This is a genomic window from Rhizobium phaseoli (genome assembly GCF_001664385.1).
In the GTDB taxonomy this organism is placed as follows: Bacteria; Pseudomonadota; Alphaproteobacteria; order Rhizobiales; family Rhizobiaceae; genus Rhizobium; species Rhizobium phaseoli.
In genome coordinates this window covers 1,316,387-1,337,815 of record NZ_CP013532.1, presented here as the reverse complement: position 1 = coordinate 1,337,815, position 21,429 = coordinate 1,316,387, and the positions used below count along the sequence as shown (strand labels likewise).

Sequence of the window (21,429 nt, the reverse complement as noted above, 5' to 3'; positions counted from 1 at the left end):
GTTGCCAAAGGCGACCAGTTGTCGCCTTTGTAATCACTCGTGCTCGGCCGGACATGGCCAAGTTGCCGGCGCCGAGAGGCCGGAGGGCAGTTTGGTCGAGGCGTCGCCGCAGGCGAGGTCGATCTGCGCCTGTTCGAGCCCGGCGGCAGCCGAAAGGTCGAGGCCTTCGATGCGGGTCAGGAACATGAAGGCGCGCTCGAAGATTACCGGGCCTTCGAAGGTGGCGTTGGAGAGATCGGCCCGGGAGAGATTGGCGAAGGAGAATTTCACCCCCGTCAGCACCGCCTTATCGAAATCGGCGCGCCCGAGTTCGGCCTTTTCGAAGCTCGCGCCGGAAAGCCGGGCGCCGCCGAAATTGGCGCGCTGCAGCTCGGCGCCGGCAAAGGACGCGCCTTCGGCGGCAATATTGGCGAAGCTGGCGCGATAGGCCTCGACCTTGGCGAAATTGGCCCCCTCGGCATGTGACCCCTCGAGCGAGGCGCGCACCAAAGTCGCCTTCTCCAGATTGGCGGATTTGAAATTCCCGCCGCTGAGGTCCGTCAGTGAGAAATCGGTGCTGAAGAGATTGGCGCCTTCCAGATCACTGCCCTGCAGCATCAGGTTCTTCTTCGAACATTCCTGCCAGTCGAGCTTCGGCGAGGCCGTGCTGCCGCAATCGGCAGCGCGGGTGGATATCGGAGCAAAGGCGAGAAGAAGGAAGGCAAGGAGGCCGAGCGGCGATCTATGCATTGCCATTGAACTGTTGATCTCCATGACGCTTATCACGCCGGCTGTCGCGAAGCAGGCGCCCCCCATTTCTACACAGCTCAGAATACAATAAAAAGATGGCGAACGCGCCGGCAATCATCTGCGGGTTCGCTCCGTCCCGGCAAGGCAAACGCGCATTTGCCTTGCCCGGGCAGGCGGTCAAACCGCCTTGCCCAGACAGGCGGTCAATCCGGCCTGGCGGGCAGGCGAAGCTCCATGCAGGTGAGATCCAGCCAGCGGCCGAACTTGGTGCCGACCTCGGAAAATCTACCGGCGATGCGGAAGCCCAGCTTCTCGTGCAGCCGGATCGAGGCGGTGTTCTCGGCCTCGATGCCGGCGATCATCACGTGGACATCGGCGGCAGCGGCACGCACGATCAATTCGCGCATCAGTGTCTCGCCGATGCCGGCGCCGCGGCAATCCTTGTCGACATAGACAGAATGTTCGACTGTGTGGCGATAGCCGTCGAAGGCCCGCCAATCGCCATAGGAGGCATAGCCTGCGACCTTGCCCGACAGCTCGGCGACGATGACGGGAAAGCCGCGGCCCTGGCGCGCCCTCATCCATTCCCGCCGGTTGTCGAGGTCGACCAGCGTCTCGTTCCAGATGGCCGTCGTGTGCTCGACGGCGTGATTGTAGATCTCGCGGATGGCGGGAAGATCGGCGTCGGTGGCGTCGCGAATAAGGACGGCGTCTGTCATAGTTGGTCCGGTTCGTTTGGCTGTCCGGGTGGCATACGCCGCGCCTCCGAAGATGTAAACGGCAGATGGTGGAGACGCCGCTTGCGGAACGGCTGCGCCCAGGCCGCCGCTCAGAAGCCCGATGCCGGCAGGCTGAAACAGGTAAAGACGGCCGAATAATGCACGGCCGCGGCGATGACGACGAACCCGTGCCAGATGGCGTTCTGGAAGCGCAGCTTCTCCCAGACATGGAAGATGACGCCGAGCGAATAGAGGACGCCGCCGATGACGATCAGCAGCATCGAGGCGGAGGGGATGCGCGCAGCGACAGGCCCGGCCACCACCACGCCGCTCCAGCCCATGGCGAGGTAAAGCAGGATGGCGAGACGGTCGTAGCGGCCGGGAAAGGCGCATTTCAGGACGATGCCGACGGCGGCGAACAGCCAGATCGCCACCAGCATGTACAACAGCAGCGGATCGTCGGCGCCGCGTTCGAGGAAGGGCGTATAGGTGGCGGCGATCAGGATGAAAATGGCCGAATGATCGAAGCGGCGCAGGAACCATTTGGTGCGTGAGACCGGCCAGAGATTGTAGGAAAAGGAAATGGCAAGCGTCAGCACCAATCCGACCCCATAGATCCAGGCGGCGGCGAGCGCGCCATAGGAGCTCCAGACCGTGGCGTAGAAGATCAGCACCGTGGCGCCGATCAGCGCCAGCACGAGGCCGACGCCATGGACGATGCCATCGGCGATCAGCTCATATCTGTCGTAAGCCCAGCGAATGCCGTTGAACTCAGCCATGCGCGCCAATCCATTTCGTGCCCGACGGCGATGGTCGCACCGAACGGGTGGCGGCGCAACAGCGCCACATCGCGGACGTGGTAAATCTTCGTGACAGGTCACGCGGCACCTGCCGTGCTTTAAGCGCGGCGAGTGGAGAAAATAGAAAGCGCGCGCTCAGATCTTGTGCCGTTCGACCAGCACGGAGCACTTGGCGTGGCGCACGACGCGGTCGGCCGTGGCGCCGATGAAATAGTTGGAAAAGTCCGGCACATGCGAGGCGAGGATGATGAGGTCGGCGTGATGGCTTTCGGCGGCCGCAATAATGGCCTTGGCCGGCGGGCCGTTGCGGATTTCGACCGTTGCCACGACTTCGGTTGCGGCGACCAGCGCCTGCAGCCGGTCGCGGCTGTCCTTCATGGCATCCTCGAGCATATTGGCCGGCAGTTCGATCGCGACATAGGTCGGTACATCCTCGATGACGTTGAGCGCGACGATCTCGCCGCCCGCGTCGAGCAGCGATGCGGCCTTGCGGAGGATGTCCTGTCCCCTGTCGAGGCCGCCGAGCGCGATCGCCACGATGATCTTCCTGTACATGGCTTCCCTCCATGAGATGCATAAGCTTCTCCTTAAGAAGATATGGACGCATTGACCGCGATCAAGTGAGCTGGGCCGTTAGCGGAGGGCAAGTCAGGGACAGCAAATCAGCGCAAGCGATTGTCAACACTTGCTCAACGCTTCATCCTCAAAAACGAGGCTTCTGTGAACAACCCCAAGCCGCCATATAGAGATCAAGTACGGCAGCAGAGTGGATATCAGGCGCATGAACCGGCGAAACTTTCTCGGGCTTGCCACCGGCGGCATGGTTGCCGCCACCGCCGGTGCGCCTATCGCTTCAGAGGCAGGAGAATTATCCATGACGACAGAAACATCCTATGCGCTGACGCGGCCGGCCTATATCGACCAGTCGCACCTCGTCGTTAAGGACCTCGGTCTCGTCTCCGGCTTCTATCAGTCGATGCTCGGTCTGAAAGTCATCGAAAAATCCGCAAGCGGCGAAGTGCTCGGGGTCGGCGGCCTGCCGCTGTTGACGCTGACGACCGCCGGGAATGCGGCAATCGCGCCGCGCAACGCCGCCGGGCTTTTCCATACCGCCTTCCTGATGCCCGACCGCACCGAACTGGCGCGCTGGCTGCGCCATGCGGCGCATAACAATGTCGTGCTCGATGGGGCCTCCGACCATCTCGTCAGCGAGGCGATCTACCTTTCCGATCCCGAAGGCAACGGCATCGAAATCTACGCCGACCGGCCCCACCAGCAATGGAAGTTCCATCAGGACGGCATGATCGAGATGGCGACGCTGCGCCTCGACTTGCAGGCGCTCTATGACAGCGCCCCGGATGAGCGCTGGGACGGCATGGCCGCGGGGACGGCGATCGGTCATCTGCATCTGCAGGTCGGCGATATCCCGCAAGCCGACGCCTTCTACCGTGACGTGCTCGGCCTGACGCTGATGGCCCGCTATCCCGGCGCCAGCTTTTTTGCGACCGGCGGCTATCACCACCATCTCGCCGCCAACATCTGGAACAGCCGGGGCGCTGTGGCCCGCGCCGACAATATGACCGGACTTTCGGATTACAAAATCCGTTTCAACGAAAAGGCGACGCTGGATGTAGCGGTTTCCAAGCTCGACGCGCTGGAGATCAACAGCGAGAAGCGCGACGGCGGCGTCTTCCTCAGGGATCCCTGGGGCATCGGCCTGACGCTCTCGGCCTGAACCATATCTATTGAATCTTTTCGGTTCCGGATGGCGTCGTCACCCCGGTCGGCCCGCCGCCGTTTCCGCTCGGCGTCGGCGAACGGTCTGTTGCTTCCGGTGGCCGTGCAGGGCCTGAGGCCGGGTCATTGTTGAACGTGCCGGGACCGGACGGCTGCGTATTGATCGGATCCGGTTTCGTCGAAGCCGTCGCCGTCGGATCGTTATTGTCAGGGTCGGGCCAGATCGCAACGCTGACGCCGGCAATGATGAGAACCGCCGCGCCTGCCACGAGGGCCGTCCAGGCCCACCACCGCCGTTGGTCGGCGGCTTTCAGGCCCCTCTCGTCCGCGTAAGGGGGATTGGTCGAATAGGTCTCGGCGGTTTTAGTCCGATCGGGATCTTCGGTCATGAGCTATCTCCTTCCGACATCGAACGCCCGCGACTGCAAGCTTGTTCCGGCTCTGCAATTCAACTCGTTTGCGTGCCGGTGCGGGGAGGAGGTCCTTTCGCCGAGCCGCCGATGCCTGCAAACGGGCGCGCTATTTGCGGCATCGCGGTGACCTTGCGGAACTGGAACCGAAGCAGCGCGTTCTTGTGGCGAAGCAATGGGGCTTCAGGAACCTCACCGCATGGGCATCGCCAACGGCATCCGCAAACAGGCTAAGAAGATCGCCGTCGGCGAACGCCGCACCAGTACCTGGGCAAAGACATTGCAGGAGGCGGCGGAGGAGCTGCCACCACCTGCGCCGGTGCGTCGTGTGGAAAAGGACGGGCTCGATATCAGCATGGCCTGGGCGATCATCGGCATCTTCGCCATCCTCGGCCTTGCCGCCGTCTATATGATGTCGCTGATCCTCATCCCCATCACGCTCGCCGTCGTTGTCGGCATGATCCTCGGCCTCGCCGCAGAAAATCTCAGCAAAATGGGCGTGCCGCGGCTCGCCAATGCCTTCCTGCTGTCAAGCGGGGTCGCTCTTGTTATTGCGCTGGTGGCCAACTCGCTTGCCAGTCCGCTGGCGACGCTTGCCAATGAAGCGCCGGCTTTCTTCGAGCGAACGATCGCCCGTATCATGCCCTATCTCGAGCGCATCGAATGGCTGCATATCACACCGGCGACATTCGAAAGCGGCCCGATGTCGATCGGAGCGCTGCTCGAAAACACCGGCAACGTGCTGCATGTGGTGACCACAAGTCTGACGCCGGCGCTGGTGCAGGGGCTGATCTTTTTCGCCGCGCTGCTGCTCTTCCTCGCCAGCCGTGTCAATCTGCGCAAGACGATCATCATGACCTTCCGCACCCGCACGCAGCGGCTGGCGGCGATCCGCGTCATCAATGCCGTCGAGCAGGTGCTCGGCTTCTACTTTGCCACCGCCTCGCTGATCTATGTCGGGCTTGGCGTCGTCATGACCATTATCGCCTATGCGAGCGGGTTGTCGGCGCCGGTGTTGTGGGGCTTCTTCGCCTTCCTGTCGAGCTTCATTCCTTATCTCGGAATTACGCTGATGACGCTGTCCGTCGCCATCGCAGGCATCATCACATATGACGGTTTCATCGTCGGCCTGATGCCGGCGGCCGCCTTCTTCACGGTGCATCTCATCATGGAAAACATCATCTTCCCCGCGGTCATGGGGCGGCGGCTGGAAATCAACCCTTTCATCGTCTTCCTCGCCATCCTGTTCTGGACGTGGATGTGGGGTGCGGTCGGGGCGATGCTGGCTCTGCCGCTGTCGCTGATTGTCATGACCATTATCGAGGAGTTGCTGATCGAAGAAAGACCGCAGCCGCAATTGCCGAAGTGATCAAGCGAGGAGACATCCGTTGGCATCCGATCTCGACCTCGACGAATCCGATCATGAGCAGATGGTCAGCGGCCGTTCGCTTTGGGGACAAACCGGCATACGGCCCGCATGGCAGCCGGTCGATCAGAGCTTATCCACCGATGTCGCGGTGATCGGCGGCGGCATCACCGGCGCGCTGATCGCGGAGCACCTTGCGGCGCGCGGCTTCTCCGTTGCCATCATTGACCGGGAGCAGCCGGGGTTCGGCAGTACCGCCGCCAGTACCGCGATGCTGCAATGGGAGATCGACAGCACGCTCAGCGAGCTGGAGGCCTGGTATGGCTTCGAGCGCGCCGCCGGCATCTATCGCCGCAGTGCTGCTGCCGTCGCCGGCCTTGCCAAGCTGATCGCCGCAAACGCGATCGCCTGCGGCTTCCGGCCGCGCAACACACTCTATCTCGCCGCCAACCAGGAAGGCGCCCGCGACCTGCTGGAAGAGCGCCAGTTGCGCCGCCGGGCCGGCCTTCCCGGCGTCTATCTCGAACATCCCGACCTCTTCACCCAGTTCGAGCTCGACCGGGACGGGGCGATCTATTCGCCGGGCTCGGCGGAGGCCGATCCTCTGCTCTTGACCTGGGCGCTGATCGCAATGGCTGTTCGGCGCGGCGCGCGGCTGGTCAGGGCTTCGGTGACGGCGCTGCACAGCGAAGGCGACCACGTCACGGCCGAGACAGACGGCGCCCATGTCATCGAAGCGCGGCATGTGGTGCTGGCGACCGGCTATTCGATGCCAGGCCTCGACATGCCGAAGCTGCATCGTACAAGCTCGAGCTGGGCGGTCGCCACCGTGCCGCAGGACCCCACGACGTTCTGGCGCGAGAGGGCGTTGATCTGGGAGAACAGCCATCCCTATCTCTACATGCGCACGACCGCCGACAACCGCATTGTCGCCGGCGGCGAGGATGACGGCACGACCGACCCCGCAGCCCGCGATCTTAAGCTGCCGGCCAAGACCCGGACCATCCAGGAAAAAATGAAGCGGCTCTGGCCGAGAGCAGATACCCGCATCGCCCATGCCTGGGGCGGAACCTTCGGCGAAACGGCCGACGGCCTGCCGCTGATCGGCCCGGTGCCCGGCGTGCCGCATGTGCTTGCCGCCTATGGCTACGGCGGCAACGGCATTACCTTTTCCTATCTCGCCGCCCAGATGATCGGCGCGATGATTGCCGGCATGCATCGCGACTGGTTCGAGGATTTCGCGCTTGATCGGGATGGGCCGGGGTTGCGGCGGTTTGGAGAGGATCGGGTGGGGAGCGGGAGTGAACTGCGATAGAGGCTTGGCTGTTGTGCCACGGCACACCCTCAATAGCAGAACTACTCCGTCGTCTTGTCGTCGCCCATATCCTCGACATCATCGAGACGAACGAATTCCGTGCCCTTCGCCTTCAGATCGACCAGCGCCTTCGCCACCCCCTCGCCCGCCGCATGGGTCGGCTGGTTGATGTGGGAGATGACGACATCGCCGTCCTTGGCCGAGGCGATGCGCTTTTCGGTGATTGCCGCTCCGAGCAGCGAGCCGCCATCGCCGTTCACCGAATAGCCGGCGATGCGATAGCCCATGGCGCGGATCTCGCCGATGGCGGAAAGGTCATATTTGGCGGTCGAGCCACGGAACCAGTGCGGAGCGGGAATGCCGGATGCGAGCATCGCCGCAGCACCGCCTTCGACTTCCTGTCGCACCGCCTGCGGCGAGCCGGCGGACGCGATGCCATAGACCAGCGTCGGCGTATCGACAGCCGGAATGTGGTTCTCGCCGTGATTTTCGAGTTCGAAGAGATCGGGGTTTTGCAGAAAGACGGCGAGTGCGGCGGGATTGCGCTTCAGCCAGCGGGCGGTGACGAAAATCGTCGCCGGGATGCGCTCGCGCACCAGCGTCGACAGGATGCGCTCGTCCGCCTGCCCCATGCAGGCATCGAAGGTGAGCGCAATGCGGGCATGGCCGGCAAGGTTGGAACGGGCGATGTGCAGATGTGGCTCGACGAGCTTTACCGCCGGGCTTTTCATGAGCGGGGCGGCGGCGGCCGGCAGCGGCGTTTCGGCCGCGCACAGCGTGGACAGGCCGGCCAGAAGAAACGCCGAAGCAAGCAAGATGCGGTTCATGAAAGGACTTCTACGATTTAGATCGGCCGAGTTTAGCGACTGCGTTCATCCACCGCCATGTGGCCGGTCAGCGCACCCAGCGGGACAGGCGATCAATCGTAGAGATAATATTTGTCCCACTTCTCGCGCGGGACCTTGTCGCCGATCTGGTAGTTGAGTTCGCGCACGTTGATATGCTGCGGGCCGGTGATGCAATTGTAGGAGAGATGGTACCAGTCGCCCTTGCTGCGGAAGACGGCGCCCGGCGCCTGCAGCGAATTGTCGCCGGCGATCGGGTCCTTGAAGGTATAGGCGATCACCTTGTCGGGCTTGAAGCCGGTGCTGTCCTGATTGATGCGGCTCATCGCCTCGGTGTCGCAGCTCTGCTCCAGGCGGGTCGAGGGATCGAGTTTTTCCAGTTGCTTCTTGATGGCGGGATCGACGGCAAAGGCGGGGGCAGCAAGGCCGACGAGGGATACAAACAGGAGCAGATGTTTCGGCATTGAAGAAAATCCCTTGCTGTTGTCCAGTCTTCACCCTGCCACAGGCAGCTTGCCGGGGGCTTGGCACGTGTAAATTTCGATCTGCGAGAGCGACATTCTTAAATATTGTGGTGACATCAAGGCAGGCCGAACCGAGCCGGTCCCTTGCCTGTGGAAGGCCACCTGCCTCCTTGGCGCTTGATCCGGCGACGGCACGCCTCTATCTCTTGCCCACCCGACATTCCCACCGGAGCCAATTCCTTGTCCGTCTTCAAGAACCTGCCGACACCGCCCGCCGCCCCGAAGAAGCCCGTCTCCGATACGCGCCACGGGATTACCCGCACGGACGATTATGCCTGGCTGCGGGCCGACAACTGGCAGGCGATGTTCAAGGACCCCTCGATCCTCGACCCCGAGATCCGCCGGCATCTCGAAGCCGAAAACACCTATATGAACGCGGCGATGGAAGACACCAAGCCGCTGCAGAAGGTGCTGTTTTCCGAAATGCGCGGCCGCATCAAGGAAGACGACAGCTCGGTGCCGGTGAAGGACGGCGCCTATGCCTACGGCACCTCCTATGTGACCGGCGGCGAGCGGCCGCGCTATTTCCGCATTCCCCGCGACGGCGACGTCTCCGACGAGACGATCCGCACGGTGCTGCTCGACGGCGACAAGGAAGCATCCGGCAAGGCCTATTTCCGCCTCGCCGGCCTGGACCATACGAGCGACCACAGCCGCGGCATCTGGGGCTATGACGACAAGGGCTCGGAGTTCTTCACGCTGAAAGTCCGCGACCTCTCGACCGGCCAGGATCTCGACGACGTGATCGAGAATACCGGCGGCGGCGGCGTCTGGGCGCCCGACGGCAAGAGCTTCTTCTATTCGGCACTCGACGAGAACCACCGGCCCTCGAAAGTGTTCCACCACATTGTCGGCCAGCCGCAATCGGAAGACCGGCTGGTCTATGAGGAAGCCGATGCCGGCTTCTTCATGGGCGTCGGCGGATCGCTGCTCGACGATTTCATCTATATCGACATCCACGATCACGAGACCAGCGAATACCGGCTGCTGTCGACCAAGGATCTGACCGCCGAGCCGAAACTGGTGGCGGCGCGCGAGGAAGGCATCGAATATTCGCTGACCGAGGGCGGCGACATCTTCTACATCCTGACCAATGACGGCGGCGCCAAGGATTTCAAAATCATGGAAGCGCCGGTTGATAAGCCCGGCAAGGAGAACTGGCGCGAGGTCGTGCCGCACAAGCCCGGCACGCTCATCATCAGCCACATGGCCTATGCCCGCCATCTGCTGTGGCTCGAGCGCAAGGACGGGCTGCCGCAGATCATGATCCGCGATCGGGCGACCGGCGAGGAGCATGCAATCGCCTTTGCCGAGGAAGCCTATTCGCTGGGGCTTTCGGGCGCGGCGGAATATGACACGGATGTCATCCGCTTCTCCTATTCCTCGATGACGACGCCGTCGCAGCTTTACGACTACAATATGGTGACGCGCGAGCGCACGCTGCTGAAGACGCAGGAAGTGCCATCCGGCCACAATCCCGACGACTATGTCACCCGCCGCGTCTTCGCCCCGGCCTGGGACGGCGAGACGGTGCCGGTCACCCTGCTCTATCGCAAGGACACGCCGCTCAACGGCACCGCGCCCTGCCTGCTCTATGGCTACGGCGCCTACGGCATCACCATTCCGGCCGGCTTCAACACCAATTGCCTGTCGCTCGCCGACCGCGGCTTCGTCTATGCCATCGCCCATATCCGCGGTGGCAAGGACAAGGGCTTTGCCTGGTACGAAGACGGCAAGATGGACAAGAAGACGAACACCTTCAAGGACTTCGTCGCCGCAGCCGACTACCTGAATCAGCAGAAGTTCACCTCTTACGCGAAGATCATCGCCGAAGGCGGCTCGGCCGGCGGCATGCTGATGGGCGCCGTCGCCAACATGGCACCGGAGAAGTTTTCCGGCATCATCGCCGCCGTTCCCTTCGTCGACGTGCTCAACACCATGCTCGATGACACCCTGCCGCTCACCCCACCGGAATGGCCGGAATGGGGCAACCCGATCGACAGCCGCGAAGAATACGAGCACATCGCCGCCTATTCGCCCTACGACAATGTCGACGCCAAGGCCTATCCGCCGATCCTGGCGCTTGGCGGCCTGACCGACCCGCGCGTCACCTATTGGGAGCCCGCCAAATGGGTCGCCAAACTGCGCGACAAGACGACCGGCAGCGCTCCGATCCTGCTCAAGACCAACATGGACGCCGGACATGGCGGGGCGTCCGGGCGCTTCCAGCGGCTGGAGGAGATCGCGTTCGAGTATGCGTTTGCGATCAAGGTGGCGGGGAAGATGTGAGGGTGTGATAGAGGGGGGCCGGTACGGCACAACGATCAAGTGAGAAAGAAATGCCCGTCTACATCGCCCTCCTCCGCGCCGTGAACGTCGGCGGGACCGGCTCCTTGCCGATGGCTGAGCTCAAGGCAATCTGCGAAGGCCTCGGCTTCACCGATGCGAAAACCTACATCCAGAGCGGTAATGTGCTTTTCCGCTCAGATGAGTCAGAAAAGGCGGTCGAGCAAAAGCTCGATGCCGCGCTCGGACAAAAGATGGGCAAGCGGCCGGGGGTGATGGTCCGCAGCCGCAAGGAACTCGAGGCGATTGCCGCGAACGCGCCCTTTCCCGATGCCAAGCCGAATTTCTTGCTCGTCTATTTCCTGCCCGAAAAGCCGCCCGCCGATGCGCTGGAGAAAATGACCGCACCCGATGGCGAGGGAGCGAAGCTCGCCACCCGTGAAATCTATGTGCACTATCCCAATGGTTCCGGCCGCTCGAAGCTGAAGCTGCCGGCACTGAAGCCGGGGACCTCGCGCAATCTAAACACCGTGCGCAAGCTTGCAGAAATGGCCGCGGCGATGGAGGCCTGAGAACAAGGATTAAGACCAGCTGCCCGCGCAGAATCTGATTCAGGCGAGGCGGTCCAAGTCCTTGTTTTCATGCATGTCGTGTCAGCCGCCGGCAACATCCTTCGTCCGTTTCGGCTTATAGCCGCTGATCTCCTCGCCGGCGGTCGGCGAGAAGCGCAGGTTCCAGACAGTCGCGGTGATCGAGATGAGGGTGACGACGACGAAGGCGGTCGAGAAATCGCCGAGCGTCGGCGTTTCGACGTCGTTGAAAGCCATAGAGCCATGCAGCGCCAACGCCCCGATGCAGATGCCGAGCGACAGCATCAGCTGCTGGAACGTGGTGTAGAAGCTCGTGGCCGAGCTCATCCGCTCCCTGTCGATCTCGTCATAGGCAATGGTGTTATAGGCCGTGAACTGGAACGACAGGAAGAAGGCGCTGAGTATCAGCACGATGAAGATGAACGGCATCGGCCAGTCCGGCCGGAAGGCGGCGCAGAGGCCGTAACCGACCGTCCCGAGAATGCCGTTGAGGACGAGGCTGCGGCGGAAACCCAGCCGGCTGAAGACGAACTTCGCCATCGGCTTCATGGCGAGGGCGCCAAGTGCCGTTGCGATGACGATCTGGCCGGCGGCGGCGGCCGACAGGCCGAAGCCGATCTGGAAGAGCAGCGGCAGCAGGAAGGGCTGCGCGCCCTGGGTGATGCGCGTCAGCGAACCTGCTATGACCGAGGTGCCGAAGCTCGGCACTTTCATCAGCGAGAAATCCATGATCGGCGACGGATGCTTGCGGGCATGCCTCAAATAGGCGATGCCGAAGATGAGGCCGATGGCGATCAGGAAGATCGAAAAGGCGCCCTCGCCTTCATGGCTCGACATTTCGAAGCCGAAGAGCAGCGAGCCGAGCGAGATGCCGGAGAGCACGAAACCGACCGTATCGAAGCGGCCGCTCGCCTTGCCCTTGACCTCGTCGATATAGATCGAGACGAAGATCATGCCGATAATGCCGATCGGCACGTTGATGTAGAAGATCCAGCGCCAGTCGAGATAGGTGACGATGAAGCCGCCGAGCGGCGGGCCGACGATCGGACCGATCAGCGCCGGCACCAGCAGCCAGGACATGGCGCTGACCATGTCCTTGCGGGCGACGCTGCGCATCAGCACCAGGCGCCCGACCGGCATCATCATCGCGCCGCCCAAGCCCTGCAGCAGCCGCGCCAAGACCAGGAAAGACAGGGTCGGCGCCAGCGCACAGAGGATGGAGCCGATGACGAAGACGGCGATCGCGGCGCGAAAGACGGTGCGGGAACCGAAACTGTCGGCCATCCGGCCGCTCGCCGGAATGAAGATCGCCAGGCTGAGGAGATAGGAGGTGAGCGCAATCGACATGGCCGGCGCGCTGACGGAAAAATCGCGCGCCATGGTCGGCAGCGCCGTCGCCAGCACCGTTGCGTCGATATTTTCCATCAGCATCGCACTCGCGACGATCATCGCGATCACCCGGAAATTGGGCGCGGCGCGCCGAACCATCGGCGCCTGGTAAATCTGATCCGACATCGTCCGGGATCACTCGCGGTGGCGCGGCGGAGCACACGAGGCTGCAAGGCCGCGGGGGATGACATGGCGTAATGCCAAGGGGAGACGATTTGGTATACGCCCGCGATCATGGCGGCGCTATGTCCTTTATGGCAAAGCAGCTTTGACGAGAGGGAAAAGCAGATCACGATTGCTTGCATCGGCCTCATGCTTCGTGAAGAGCTTGCGCCGCAGGCTGCTCGGCCCTACCTATCAATCATGACCTCCGCTCTTGAGAAAAACCGGCCCAGCGCGGCCTTTGCCTTCGACAACAGCTATGCCGGCCTGCCGCAGCGCTTCTTCGCGGCGCAGATGCCGACCCAAGTGGCGGAGCCCTGGCTGATCAAGCTCAACGAACCGCTGGCCGCCGAGCTCGGGCTCGATGTCGAGGCGCTGCGGCGCGACGGCGCAGCGATTTTTTCCGGCAACCTCGTTCCCGAAGGGGCGCAGCCGCTGGCGATGGCCTATGCCGGCCATCAGTTCGGCGGCTTCTCGCCGCAGCTCGGCGACGGGCGGGCAATCCTGCTCGGCGAGGTGATCGACCGCAGCGGCAGGCGCTTCGATATCCAGCTGAAGGGCGCTGGGCCGACCCCGTTTTCCCGCCGCGGCGACGGGCGGGCGGCAATTGGGCCGGTCTTGCGCGAATATATCATCAGCGAAGCGATGTTTGCGCTCGGCATTCCGGCGACGCGGGCGCTGGCGGCGGTGACGACGGGCGAGCCGGTCTATCGCGAAGAGGTGCTGCCGGGCGCTGTCTTCACCCGGGTGGCGGCCAGCCACATCCGGGTTGGCACCTTTCAGTATTTTGCGGCGCGGGGCGATACCGACGGCGTGCGGGCGCTTACCAATTATGTCATCGACCGGCACTATCCGGCGCTTAAGGAAGCCGACAATCCCTATCTCGCATTGTTCGAGGCGGTCTCCGAACGCCAAGCGGCGCTGATTGCCCGCTGGCTGCATGTCGGCTTCATTCATGGCGTGATGAACACCGACAATATGACTGTCTCCGGCGAGACGATCGATTTCGGCCCCTGCGCCTTCATGGATGCCTATGATCCGGCGACTGTCTTTTCCTCGATCGACCAGCACGGCCGCTATGCCTATGCCAACCAGCCCGGCATCGGCCAATGGAACCTTGCAAGGCTCGGCGAAACGCTGCTGCCGCTGATCGACGATGAACCGGACGCGGCCGTCGACAAGGCAAATGCCGTGATCCGCGCCTACGGCGAACGGTTCCAGACGCATTGGCTGGCCGGGATGCGTGAGAAGATCGGTCTTGCCCGCGAAGAGGATGGCGATCTTGAACTGGTGCAGACGCTGCTGTCGCTGATGCAGGCGCAGGGCGCCGATTTCACCCTGACTTTCCGCCGGCTGTCGGATCTTGCCGGCGACGAGGCGGCGGAGCCCGACTTTGCCGCAAGTTTCCGCGAGGCGGAGGCCAGCCGCACCTGGCTCTCGCAATGGCGCGAGCGGCTGTCACGCGATCCACAGACCGCCGGCGCGCGCGCCGCCGCCATGCGCAAAGTCAACCCGGCCTTCATCCCGCGCAATCACCGGGTCGAACAGGCGATCGAGGCGGCGGTCGAAAGCGGCGATTTCTCGCTCTTCGAGGCGCTGCTGACGGTGCTCGCCAGGCCCTATGACGACCAGCCGGATTTTGCTCCCTATCGCGAGCCGCCGAAACCGCACGAACGGGTGCTCGCGACTTTCTGCGGGACGTGAACGCCGTTATATCCCCATCCAATCGAGCCGGCGGCCGGTATTGCTACAACCCCACCGTGATTTCACCCTGCGGCAAATGCGGCCGTTGAAAGGCATCTCTCTCGCGCTATCTGGCTGACCGGCGGGGCTTTTCCGCCCTTCCCTCACCCGGCGAACCTCAGCGGGAGACAGCCTTATGGCGATCGTCATCACCTCCATCCTCTTCATCATCATCGGGCTGGCGCTCGGTGGCGGCGGGCTCTGGCTCGTCACGCTCGGCGGCAGTGTCTTCTACCTGTTCGCCGGGCTGATGTTCCTGATTACCGCCGGGCTGCTGCTGATGCGCAGGGCGGCGGCGCTCTGGGTCTATGCGGTGCTCGTCGTTGCGGCGCTTGCCTGGGCGATCTGGGAGGTCGGCTTCGACTGGTGGCAGCTCGGACCGCGCGGCGGCATGATCATCCTGCTCGGGCTCTGGCTGCTGACGCCCTGGATCCGCCGGCCGCTCGGCTTCCGCAGCCCGACCGGCATCACCTACAGCGCCAATCCCTGGCCGCTCGCCGTGCCGGTCGTTCTCGCCATCCTCGTCGCCCTCTATTCGATGACGACGGATCCGCACGATCTTGCCGGCGAGCTGCCGAAGGATCAAGCCGCCGCCAACCCCGCTTTCGGCGGCAGCGTGCCGGATGGAGAATGGCACCAGTACGGCCGCACGCCCTTCGGCCAGCGTTATTCGCCGCTCGACCAGATCACCACCGAGAATGTCGCCAGCCTGAAGGAGGCGTGGCGATACCAGACCGGCGACGTCAAACGGCCGGAGGATATCAGCGAGACCACCTACCAGGTGACGCCGCTCAAGGTGAAGGACACGCTCTATCTCTGCACGCCGCACAATTGGGCGATCGCGCTCGACGCCAAGAGCGGCAAGGAGAAATGGAAATACGACGCCAATTCCGGCATGAACCCGAACCGGCAGCATCAAACCTGCCGCGGCGTCACCTATTATGCCGACCCCGATGTGGCGGCCGGCCAGCCCTGCGCCGAACGCGTCTATCTGCCGACGTCGAACGCCCGGCTGATCGCGCTCGACGCTGCGGACGGCAAGCTGTGCACCGGCTTTGCCGATCAGGGTGTGCTGCATCTGGAAACCGGCATGCGCTTCAACCCGGCCGGCTATTATTATTCCACCTCGCCGCCTGTCGCGGTGGCGGGCAAGATCATCATCGGCGGGGCGGTGAACGACAATTATTCAACCGAGGAACAATCCGGCGTCATCCGCGCCTTCGACATCAAGACTGGAGCGCTGATCTGGAACTGGGATTCCGGCAATCCCGACGTGACGACGCCACTTGCCGAGGGACAGACCTATACGACTAATTCGCCGAACAGCTGGTCGGTCTTCAGCGTCGATGAGGCGCTCGGCATGGTCTACATCCCGCTCGGCAACCAAGTGCCCGACCAGCTCGGCATCAATCGCAGCGACAATGTCGAGAAATTTTCCTCCTCGATCGTGGCCCTCGACATCGCCACCGGCCAGCTGCGCTGGGTGCGCCAGACCGTGCATCACGACCTCTGGGACATGGACGTCCCGGCCCAGCCGGCGCTGATCGACCTGACGAAGCCGGACGGCAGCGTTGTTCCGGCGCTGGTCGGCCCGACCAAGCAGGGCGATCTCTATGTGCTCGACCGGCGCAGCGGCGAGCCGATCATCCCGGTCAAGGAAATCGCAGCCCCCGGCGGCGCCGTCTCGGGCGATCATACCGCGCCGACGCAGCCGATTTCCGATCTCACCTTCTCGCCCGAGCCGCTGAAGGAAAAGGACATGTGGGGCGTGTCGCTGTTCGACCAGCTCGCCTGCCGCATCGAGTTCCACCGCTACCGCTACGAGGGCCGCTATACGCCGCCGTCACTCGAAGGCACGATCGTCTATCCCGGCAATTTCGGCACGTTCAATTGGGGCAGCGTCGCGGTGGATCCGGAACGGCAGATCATGTTCGGCATGCCGACCTATCTCGCCTTCACCTCGCGCCTGGTGCCGGCCGCCGATATTCCGCCGCGCGGCCAGGACGAGAAGGGCAGCGAACAGGGGCTCAACCGCAACGACGGCGCGCCATACGGCGTCTTCATGGGTCCCTTCCTCGGGCCGCTGCAGATCCCGTGCCAAGCGCCGCCATGGGGCTATGTCGCCGGCGTCGATCTGCGCACCGGCAAGATCGCCTATATGCACAAGAACGGCACCGTGCACGACATGACGCCGCTGCCCCTGCCCTTCAAGGTCGGCGTGCCCGGCATCGGCGGACCGATGCTGACCAAAGGCGGTGTGGCTTTCCTAGGAGCCGCGGTCGACAACTATCTCAGGGCCTATGACGTGACCAGCGGCCGGGAGCTCTGGCGCGCCCGGCTTCCGGCCGGCGGCCAGGCGACGCCGATGACCTATACGACCGACGACAACAAACAATATGTCGTCATGGTCGCTGGCGGCCACGGCTCGGTCGGCACCAAGCCCGGCGATTATGTGATTGCTTATACGCTGCCGTGATGGAGGAGGTTGCTATTGGCGCCAACGGCTGCCCCTCACCCTAACCCTTGCCAGGGTCGAGCCGCTGGTCTCGACCCGTCCTTCGGACCCCCGTAAAAACGGGGAGAGGGGACGTGCCTTGCTAGGGGTAAGTGGAGACCGAGAGGTCGCCGCATGTCCCCTTCGCCCCGCAAGCGGGGAGAAGGTGCCGGCAGGCGGATGAGGAGCATCTCCGCCGCATTTCAATCAACTCAAACCATCTCCACAATCATTCGCCCCACCTCAGCAAAGACCGGATTGAGATCCTTCGCCGGCGTGGTCGCTTCGGCAATATAGACGGCGGCGACGATCGGGCCGCGGTCGGGGGGCCAGATGACGGCGATGTCGCCGAGCGAGCCGTTCTGGCCGGTGCCGGTCTTGTCGCCGACCTTCCAATCGGCCGGCAGGCCGGCCCTCAGCCGCTCCTTGCCTGTTGTGCTTGCCACCAGCCAGGCGATCAGCTTATCCGACGAGGCTTCGGTAAGCACCGAGCCGAGCGTCAGGTTGCCGAGCGTATCCAACATCGCATCCGGTGTCGTCGTATCGCGCGGATCGCCCTTTATGCCCTCGTTCAGGGTCGGCTCGGTGCGGTCGAGACGCGTCGTGCCGTCGCCGATCGAGCGCAGCCAGTCGGTCAGCCCGGCCGGCCCGCCGAAGCTTTCGAGCAGCAGGTTGCCAGCGGTATTGTCGCTTAGCGTCACGGCCGCATCGCAGAGTTCGGCGATCGTCATGCCGTCGGCGCCGGCGTGTTTTTCGCTGATCGGCGAATAGTCGACAAGCTTTTCCTTGCCGTAGGTCACCCGCCGGTCGAGGCTCTCATCGCCCTTGTCGACGCGGGCCAGCGCGAAGCCGGCGGCCAGCGCCTTGAAGGTGCTGCACATCGGAAAGGCCTCGCTGCCGCGATAGCCGAAGGTGATGCTGGTCTGGGTGTCGAGCACCGAGACGCCGAGGCGCCCGCCGGTGCGTTTTTCCAGTTCGGCCAGGCGGCGCTCGACATTGTCGTCGCCCTCCTCGCTCTTCTCCTCGGCCCTTGCGGGAAACGTGAGCGCAGGCAGGCACAAAGCCGAGCCGATCAGCATGCGGCGGGTAAGACTGAGATCCATGAAATTCCTCCGACGGTGAGGAGGACAGAGCTAAGGCGCGATTGCGGCGGCATCTCGTCCCCGCGGCGACGAAGTCGTCCGCGCGGCGACATCCTCGTCCTCCGCGGCAAGCATATTGTCCGCTGCGGTGATGTCGCCTCCGCACTGCAATCACGCGGCGCGCGTCACCTCGACCGTCACATGCGACAATTCCGAAAGGGCCGACAGCCTGTCCTTGTAGAAGGCTGGATCGCGCGGCTCGGAGGTGAGGACGGCGACGATCGCTGCATGATGGCCGGGTCCGACCTGCCAGACATGCAGATCGGTGATCCGATCTTCCTCCGTCTCGATCGCCTCGCGGATTTCGGCCGGCAGCGTCTCGCCTTGGGGCACGACGTCGAGAAGCACGCCGCCCGAGGATTTCATCAGGCTCCAGGACCAGTTGGCGATCACCAGGCCGCCGACGATGCCCATGATCGGATCGAGCCAGAGCCAGCCATAAAGGCTGCCGAGCGTCAGCGCCGCGATGGCGAGAACGGAGGTCATGGCATCGGCGACGACATGCAGATAGGCGGCGCGGATATTGTTGTCGCCGGGCTTTGCATGATGATCGTGGGCATGATGATCATGCGCATGGTGATCATGGGTGTGATCGTGATGGTGATGGTGATGCGGGTGTCCGTGTGCGTGATGGCCGCCGCCGGCCAGCAGCCAGGCGCTGGCGAGATTGACGGCAAGCCCGATCACCGCGACGGCGATCGCCTGGGCAAAGCCGATCGGCACCGGATTTGCAAGGCGCAGCCAGCTTTCCCAAACCATCAGCAGAGCGATCAGCGCGAGGATGATGGCGCTGGCGAAGCCGGCGAGATCGCCGAGCTTGCCGGTGCCGAAGGTGAAACGCGGATTGCGCGCCTGCCGGCGGGCGAAGAGATAGGCGAGCGCCGAAATCAAAAGCGCACTGGCATGGGTCGACATGTGCCAGCCATCGGCCACCAGCGCCATCGAGCCGTAGGCGGTGCCGGCGACAATTTCCGCCACCATCATCACCGCCGTCAGCGCGATCACCAGCCAGATGCGCCGCTCGTTCACCGCATGATCGGCGCCGAGGAAGACATGGTCATGTTCGAGGGCATTCATCTCGGCCCTTCCGGTCCCGGCATTCATTCCAGGCTCCTTCTCTACTTAGCGAATATAGGTTCTCAGCACTTCGGATATTTCCTCTACCGCTTCGGCCCGTGCTGCGTCGTCGGCTGCGTTGAGCACATGCTCGCGCAGATGATCGTCCAGCACCTCGCCGGTCAACCCGGTCAAGGCGCCGCGAATCGAGGCGAGCAGCTGCAGGATTTCGCCGCAGGGGCGCTCGGCCTCGAGCGCCCGCTCGACCGCCTCCATCTGCCCCTTCAGGCGGCTGATGCGGGCGATAAGCTTCTTCTTCTGCAGTGTGGTATGGGACATGATCGGCTCTCTATAACATAGGGGGGTATCCTATCAGGCGCACCGGCTGACATCAACCGCCGTGTCACGTTTTGAGCGGCCCGCTCCAACGCCATTGACAAATGCCGCGTTTGCAGCGATTGATGCGCCATGATCAAAAACGCGTACCAGAGCCGCTCGTATTTTTGGCTGTACCTGTAAAGGGCGGCCGGACAGATCATATTGTCAACAAGCCGCCGTCAGGCGGCTTTGTTGTATCGGCAGCGTCCTGACGGCAGACTATCAAAGGACGCGAAGACCATGACCGAAATCGAAGACAGCGAAATTTCATTGATGCGCCCGTCGGTGGTGACGATCCGTACCGCCAAGCCGCGCGACCTGCCCGAACTCAACGAGATGATCGCCCTGCTGGCCGCCCATCACGGCGATGCGGCCGGGACGACGCCGGAACAATTGGAGCGCGACCTGTTCGGCCCGCTGCCCTGGATCCATGCGCTGGTCGCCGAGACCGGCGAAGGGCTGATCGGCTATGCCATTCTCGTGCCGCTCTACAGGGCGCAGGAGGGAAAGCGCGGCATGGACCTGCACCATCTCTTCGTGCGCGACGGCCATCGTGGCCACGGCACCGGCCAGCTGCTGGTCGACCGGGCCCGCGAGACGGCGCGCAATGCCGGCTGCGGCTACCTCTCGGTCAGCGCCGCAACCGGCAACGTGCTGGCGCACCGCTTTTATGAACAGCTGGATTTCACGCCGCGGCCGGTCACCGGCATGCGCTACATGCAGTCGATCGCTTGAGCATCGTGTCCTAGCGTCCCGGCACGGCCTTGAGATAGGCGGCGATCGCTTCACGGTCGGCCGCCGGCAGGCGAGCGATATTCTGCTGGACATCGACCATCGAGCCGCCGACGCTATCGAAATCCGGGGTGAAACCGGTTTCGAGGTAATTGGCGATATCGGCCTCGCTCCAGCTGCCGATGCTCTTGGAGGATGGGGTGATATCCGGGATGCGGCCCTTGCCTTCCGGATTGGGGGCGCCGGCGAGCCACTGACCGGCCTCAAAGCCTCCGAGCGCATCGCGCGGCGTGTGGCATTCGCCGCAATGGCCGGGGCCTTCGACGAGATATTGCCCGCGCTTGATCTTGTCGTCGCTGCTGGCAAGCGCGACGCGCGGCTGATCGTTGAAATAAAGGAATTTCCAGCCGCCGAGCGCCAGCCGGATATTGTAGGGGAATGGCAGTTCGTGCGCGGGCGCGACATTGGCGCTCTTCGGCAGCGTTTTCAGGAAGGCGAAGAGATCGTTGACGTCCTTGTCGCTCATCCTGCTATAGGATCCATAGGGAAAGGACGGGTAGAGATGTTCGCCGCCGGGGCCGACGCCGCGCTTCATGGCGTTGCCGAACTGGGCGAGCGTCCAGCCGCCGATGCCGGCCTTTTCATCGGGCGAGATGTTCGGCACGTGGAAGGTGCCGAAAGGGCTCTTCAGCGCCAGACCGCCCGACAGCGTCAGCTTGGCATCACCTTCGGAACCGGGGGCCGAATGGCAGCTGACGCAGCCGCCCGCCCAAAACACCATCTGACCATTTGCCGGATCCGGCGCGCCGAGCCCGGCCCAATGGCTCTCCGGCAGCGGATCTGGCGCGGTGACGAGATAGAAAGCGCCGCCGCCGAGGACCGCGACGCCGATCAGACAAAGCAGTAACCGGATGAACCTGCGGACCATGCGCCGCCTCCCCTCTTGCCGACACCCGCGCCGGTCGATCCCACATAAGGCGATCCGCGCCGGCGGCAAGGCGGGCACGGATCG

The 21,429-nt window shown here is 63.5% G+C and carries 20 protein-coding genes; 8 read left to right on the top strand and 12 right to left on the bottom strand.

Annotated elements, in window-relative coordinates:
* Positions 1-33: 33 nt before the first annotated feature.
* The 4 genes from AMC88_RS06510 to AMC88_RS06495 all read right to left on the bottom strand — a co-directional run bounded on the left by AMC88_RS06510 (position 34) and on the right by AMC88_RS06495 (position 2,803).
* Positions 34-735, bottom strand: a complete 702-nt coding sequence (locus AMC88_RS06510) for a pentapeptide repeat-containing protein (RefSeq protein WP_010021997.1) — start codon at positions 733-735, stop codon at positions 34-36.
* Between the two features lie 197 nt (positions 736-932).
* Positions 933-1,448: a GNAT family N-acetyltransferase gene (locus tag AMC88_RS06505; RefSeq protein WP_016734385.1), complete on the bottom strand. Its 516-nt coding sequence runs from the start codon at positions 1,446-1,448 to the stop codon at positions 933-935.
* Between the two features lie 110 nt (positions 1,449-1,558).
* Entirely contained in the window at positions 1,559-2,227 is a 669-nt protein-coding gene (gene trhA, locus AMC88_RS06500) for a PAQR family membrane homeostasis protein TrhA (protein ID WP_004674979.1), read from the bottom strand.
* A 156-nt stretch (positions 2,228-2,383) separates the two neighbouring features.
* Entirely contained in the window at positions 2,384-2,803 is a 420-nt protein-coding gene (locus tag AMC88_RS06495) for a universal stress protein (RefSeq protein ID WP_012483158.1), read from the bottom strand.
* 226 nt (positions 2,804-3,029) lie between these two features.
* Here AMC88_RS06495 and AMC88_RS06490 point away from each other — a divergent pair, with 226 nt between their 5' ends.
* Complete coding sequence (locus tag AMC88_RS06490; protein ID WP_170960090.1) at positions 3,030-3,983, top strand: VOC family protein; 954 nt, start codon at positions 3,030-3,032, stop codon at positions 3,981-3,983.
* Positions 3,984-3,990: 7 nt separating this feature from the next.
* Here AMC88_RS06490 and AMC88_RS06485 read toward each other — a convergent pair whose 3' ends face one another.
* Positions 3,991-4,374, bottom strand: coding sequence for a hypothetical protein (locus AMC88_RS06485; RefSeq protein ID WP_064825005.1), 384 nt, complete (start codon positions 4,372-4,374; stop codon positions 3,991-3,993).
* A 220-nt stretch (positions 4,375-4,594) separates the two neighbouring features.
* Between AMC88_RS06485 and AMC88_RS06480 the strand changes: the two genes are divergently transcribed.
* Positions 4,595-5,764, top strand: a complete 1,170-nt coding sequence (locus AMC88_RS06480) for an AI-2E family transporter (protein WP_064825004.1) — start codon at positions 4,595-4,597, stop codon at positions 5,762-5,764.
* Between the two features lie 19 nt (positions 5,765-5,783).
* Positions 5,784-7,076: an NAD(P)/FAD-dependent oxidoreductase gene (locus AMC88_RS06475; protein WP_064825003.1), complete on the top strand. Its 1,293-nt coding sequence runs from the start codon at positions 5,784-5,786 to the stop codon at positions 7,074-7,076.
* A 41-nt stretch (positions 7,077-7,117) separates the two neighbouring features.
* Here the strand turns inward: AMC88_RS06475 and AMC88_RS06470 are convergent, their stop codons facing one another.
* Positions 7,118-7,903, bottom strand: a complete 786-nt coding sequence (locus tag AMC88_RS06470; RefSeq protein WP_064825002.1) for a polysaccharide deacetylase family protein — start codon at positions 7,901-7,903, stop codon at positions 7,118-7,120.
* Between the two features lie 92 nt (positions 7,904-7,995).
* Positions 7,996-8,385 (bottom strand): DUF930 domain-containing protein, encoded by a 390-nt coding sequence (locus AMC88_RS06465; RefSeq protein WP_012483152.1) that lies wholly within the window; start codon positions 8,383-8,385, stop codon positions 7,996-7,998.
* Positions 8,386-8,625: 240 nt separating this feature from the next.
* On the opposite strand from AMC88_RS06465, the gene AMC88_RS06460 reads away from it, so the two are divergent.
* Positions 8,626-10,734: a S9 family peptidase gene (locus tag AMC88_RS06460; RefSeq protein ID WP_064825001.1), complete on the top strand. Its 2,109-nt coding sequence runs from the start codon at positions 8,626-8,628 to the stop codon at positions 10,732-10,734.
* 50 nt (positions 10,735-10,784) lie between these two features.
* The gene (locus AMC88_RS06455) at positions 10,785-11,303 is read left to right on the top strand and encodes a DUF1697 domain-containing protein (RefSeq protein ID WP_064825000.1); all 519 of its coding nucleotides are present in this window, start codon (positions 10,785-10,787) and stop codon (positions 11,301-11,303) included.
* An 81-nt stretch (positions 11,304-11,384) separates the two neighbouring features.
* Here AMC88_RS06455 and AMC88_RS06450 read toward each other — a convergent pair whose 3' ends face one another.
* A complete protein-coding gene (locus tag AMC88_RS06450) occupies positions 11,385-12,836 on the bottom strand; it encodes an MFS transporter (protein ID WP_170960091.1) in 1,452 nt (483 codons plus the stop codon).
* A gap of 237 nt (positions 12,837-13,073) precedes the next feature.
* Between AMC88_RS06450 and AMC88_RS06445 the strand changes: the two genes are divergently transcribed.
* Positions 13,074-14,576 carry a protein adenylyltransferase SelO gene (locus AMC88_RS06445; RefSeq protein WP_064825822.1) on the top strand — a complete coding sequence of 501 codons (1,503 nt, stop codon included), beginning with the start codon at positions 13,074-13,076 and terminating at the stop codon, positions 14,574-14,576.
* Between the two features lie 175 nt (positions 14,577-14,751).
* Positions 14,752-17,091 carry a glucose/quinate/shikimate family membrane-bound PQQ-dependent dehydrogenase gene (locus tag AMC88_RS06440; protein WP_064824999.1) on the top strand — a complete coding sequence of 780 codons (2,340 nt, stop codon included), beginning with the start codon at positions 14,752-14,754 and terminating at the stop codon, positions 17,089-17,091.
* A 230-nt stretch (positions 17,092-17,321) separates the two neighbouring features.
* Here the strand turns inward: AMC88_RS06440 and bla are convergent, their stop codons facing one another.
* The 3 genes from bla to dmeR all read right to left on the bottom strand — a co-directional run bounded on the left by bla (position 17,322) and on the right by dmeR (position 19,646).
* Positions 17,322-18,212, bottom strand: a complete 891-nt coding sequence (gene bla / locus AMC88_RS06435; protein WP_012483146.1) for a class A beta-lactamase — start codon at positions 18,210-18,212, stop codon at positions 17,322-17,324.
* 150 nt (positions 18,213-18,362) lie between these two features.
* Complete coding sequence (dmeF, locus tag AMC88_RS06430; RefSeq protein ID WP_064824998.1) at positions 18,363-19,355, bottom strand: CDF family Co(II)/Ni(II) efflux transporter DmeF; 993 nt, start codon at positions 19,353-19,355, stop codon at positions 18,363-18,365.
* Between the two features lie 18 nt (positions 19,356-19,373).
* Positions 19,374-19,646: a Ni(II)/Co(II)-sensing transcriptional repressor DmeR gene (dmeR, locus tag AMC88_RS06425; protein WP_010021162.1), complete on the bottom strand. Its 273-nt coding sequence runs from the start codon at positions 19,644-19,646 to the stop codon at positions 19,374-19,376.
* 279 nt (positions 19,647-19,925) lie between these two features.
* On the opposite strand from dmeR, the gene AMC88_RS06420 reads away from it, so the two are divergent.
* The gene (locus tag AMC88_RS06420) at positions 19,926-20,420 is read left to right on the top strand and encodes a GNAT family N-acetyltransferase (RefSeq protein WP_064824997.1); all 495 of its coding nucleotides are present in this window, start codon (positions 19,926-19,928) and stop codon (positions 20,418-20,420) included.
* Between the two features lie 10 nt (positions 20,421-20,430).
* Here AMC88_RS06420 and AMC88_RS06415 read toward each other — a convergent pair whose 3' ends face one another.
* The gene (locus tag AMC88_RS06415; RefSeq protein WP_064824996.1) at positions 20,431-21,345 is read right to left on the bottom strand and encodes a cytochrome c; all 915 of its coding nucleotides are present in this window, start codon (positions 21,343-21,345) and stop codon (positions 20,431-20,433) included.
* Positions 21,346-21,429: the final 84 nt, after the last annotated feature.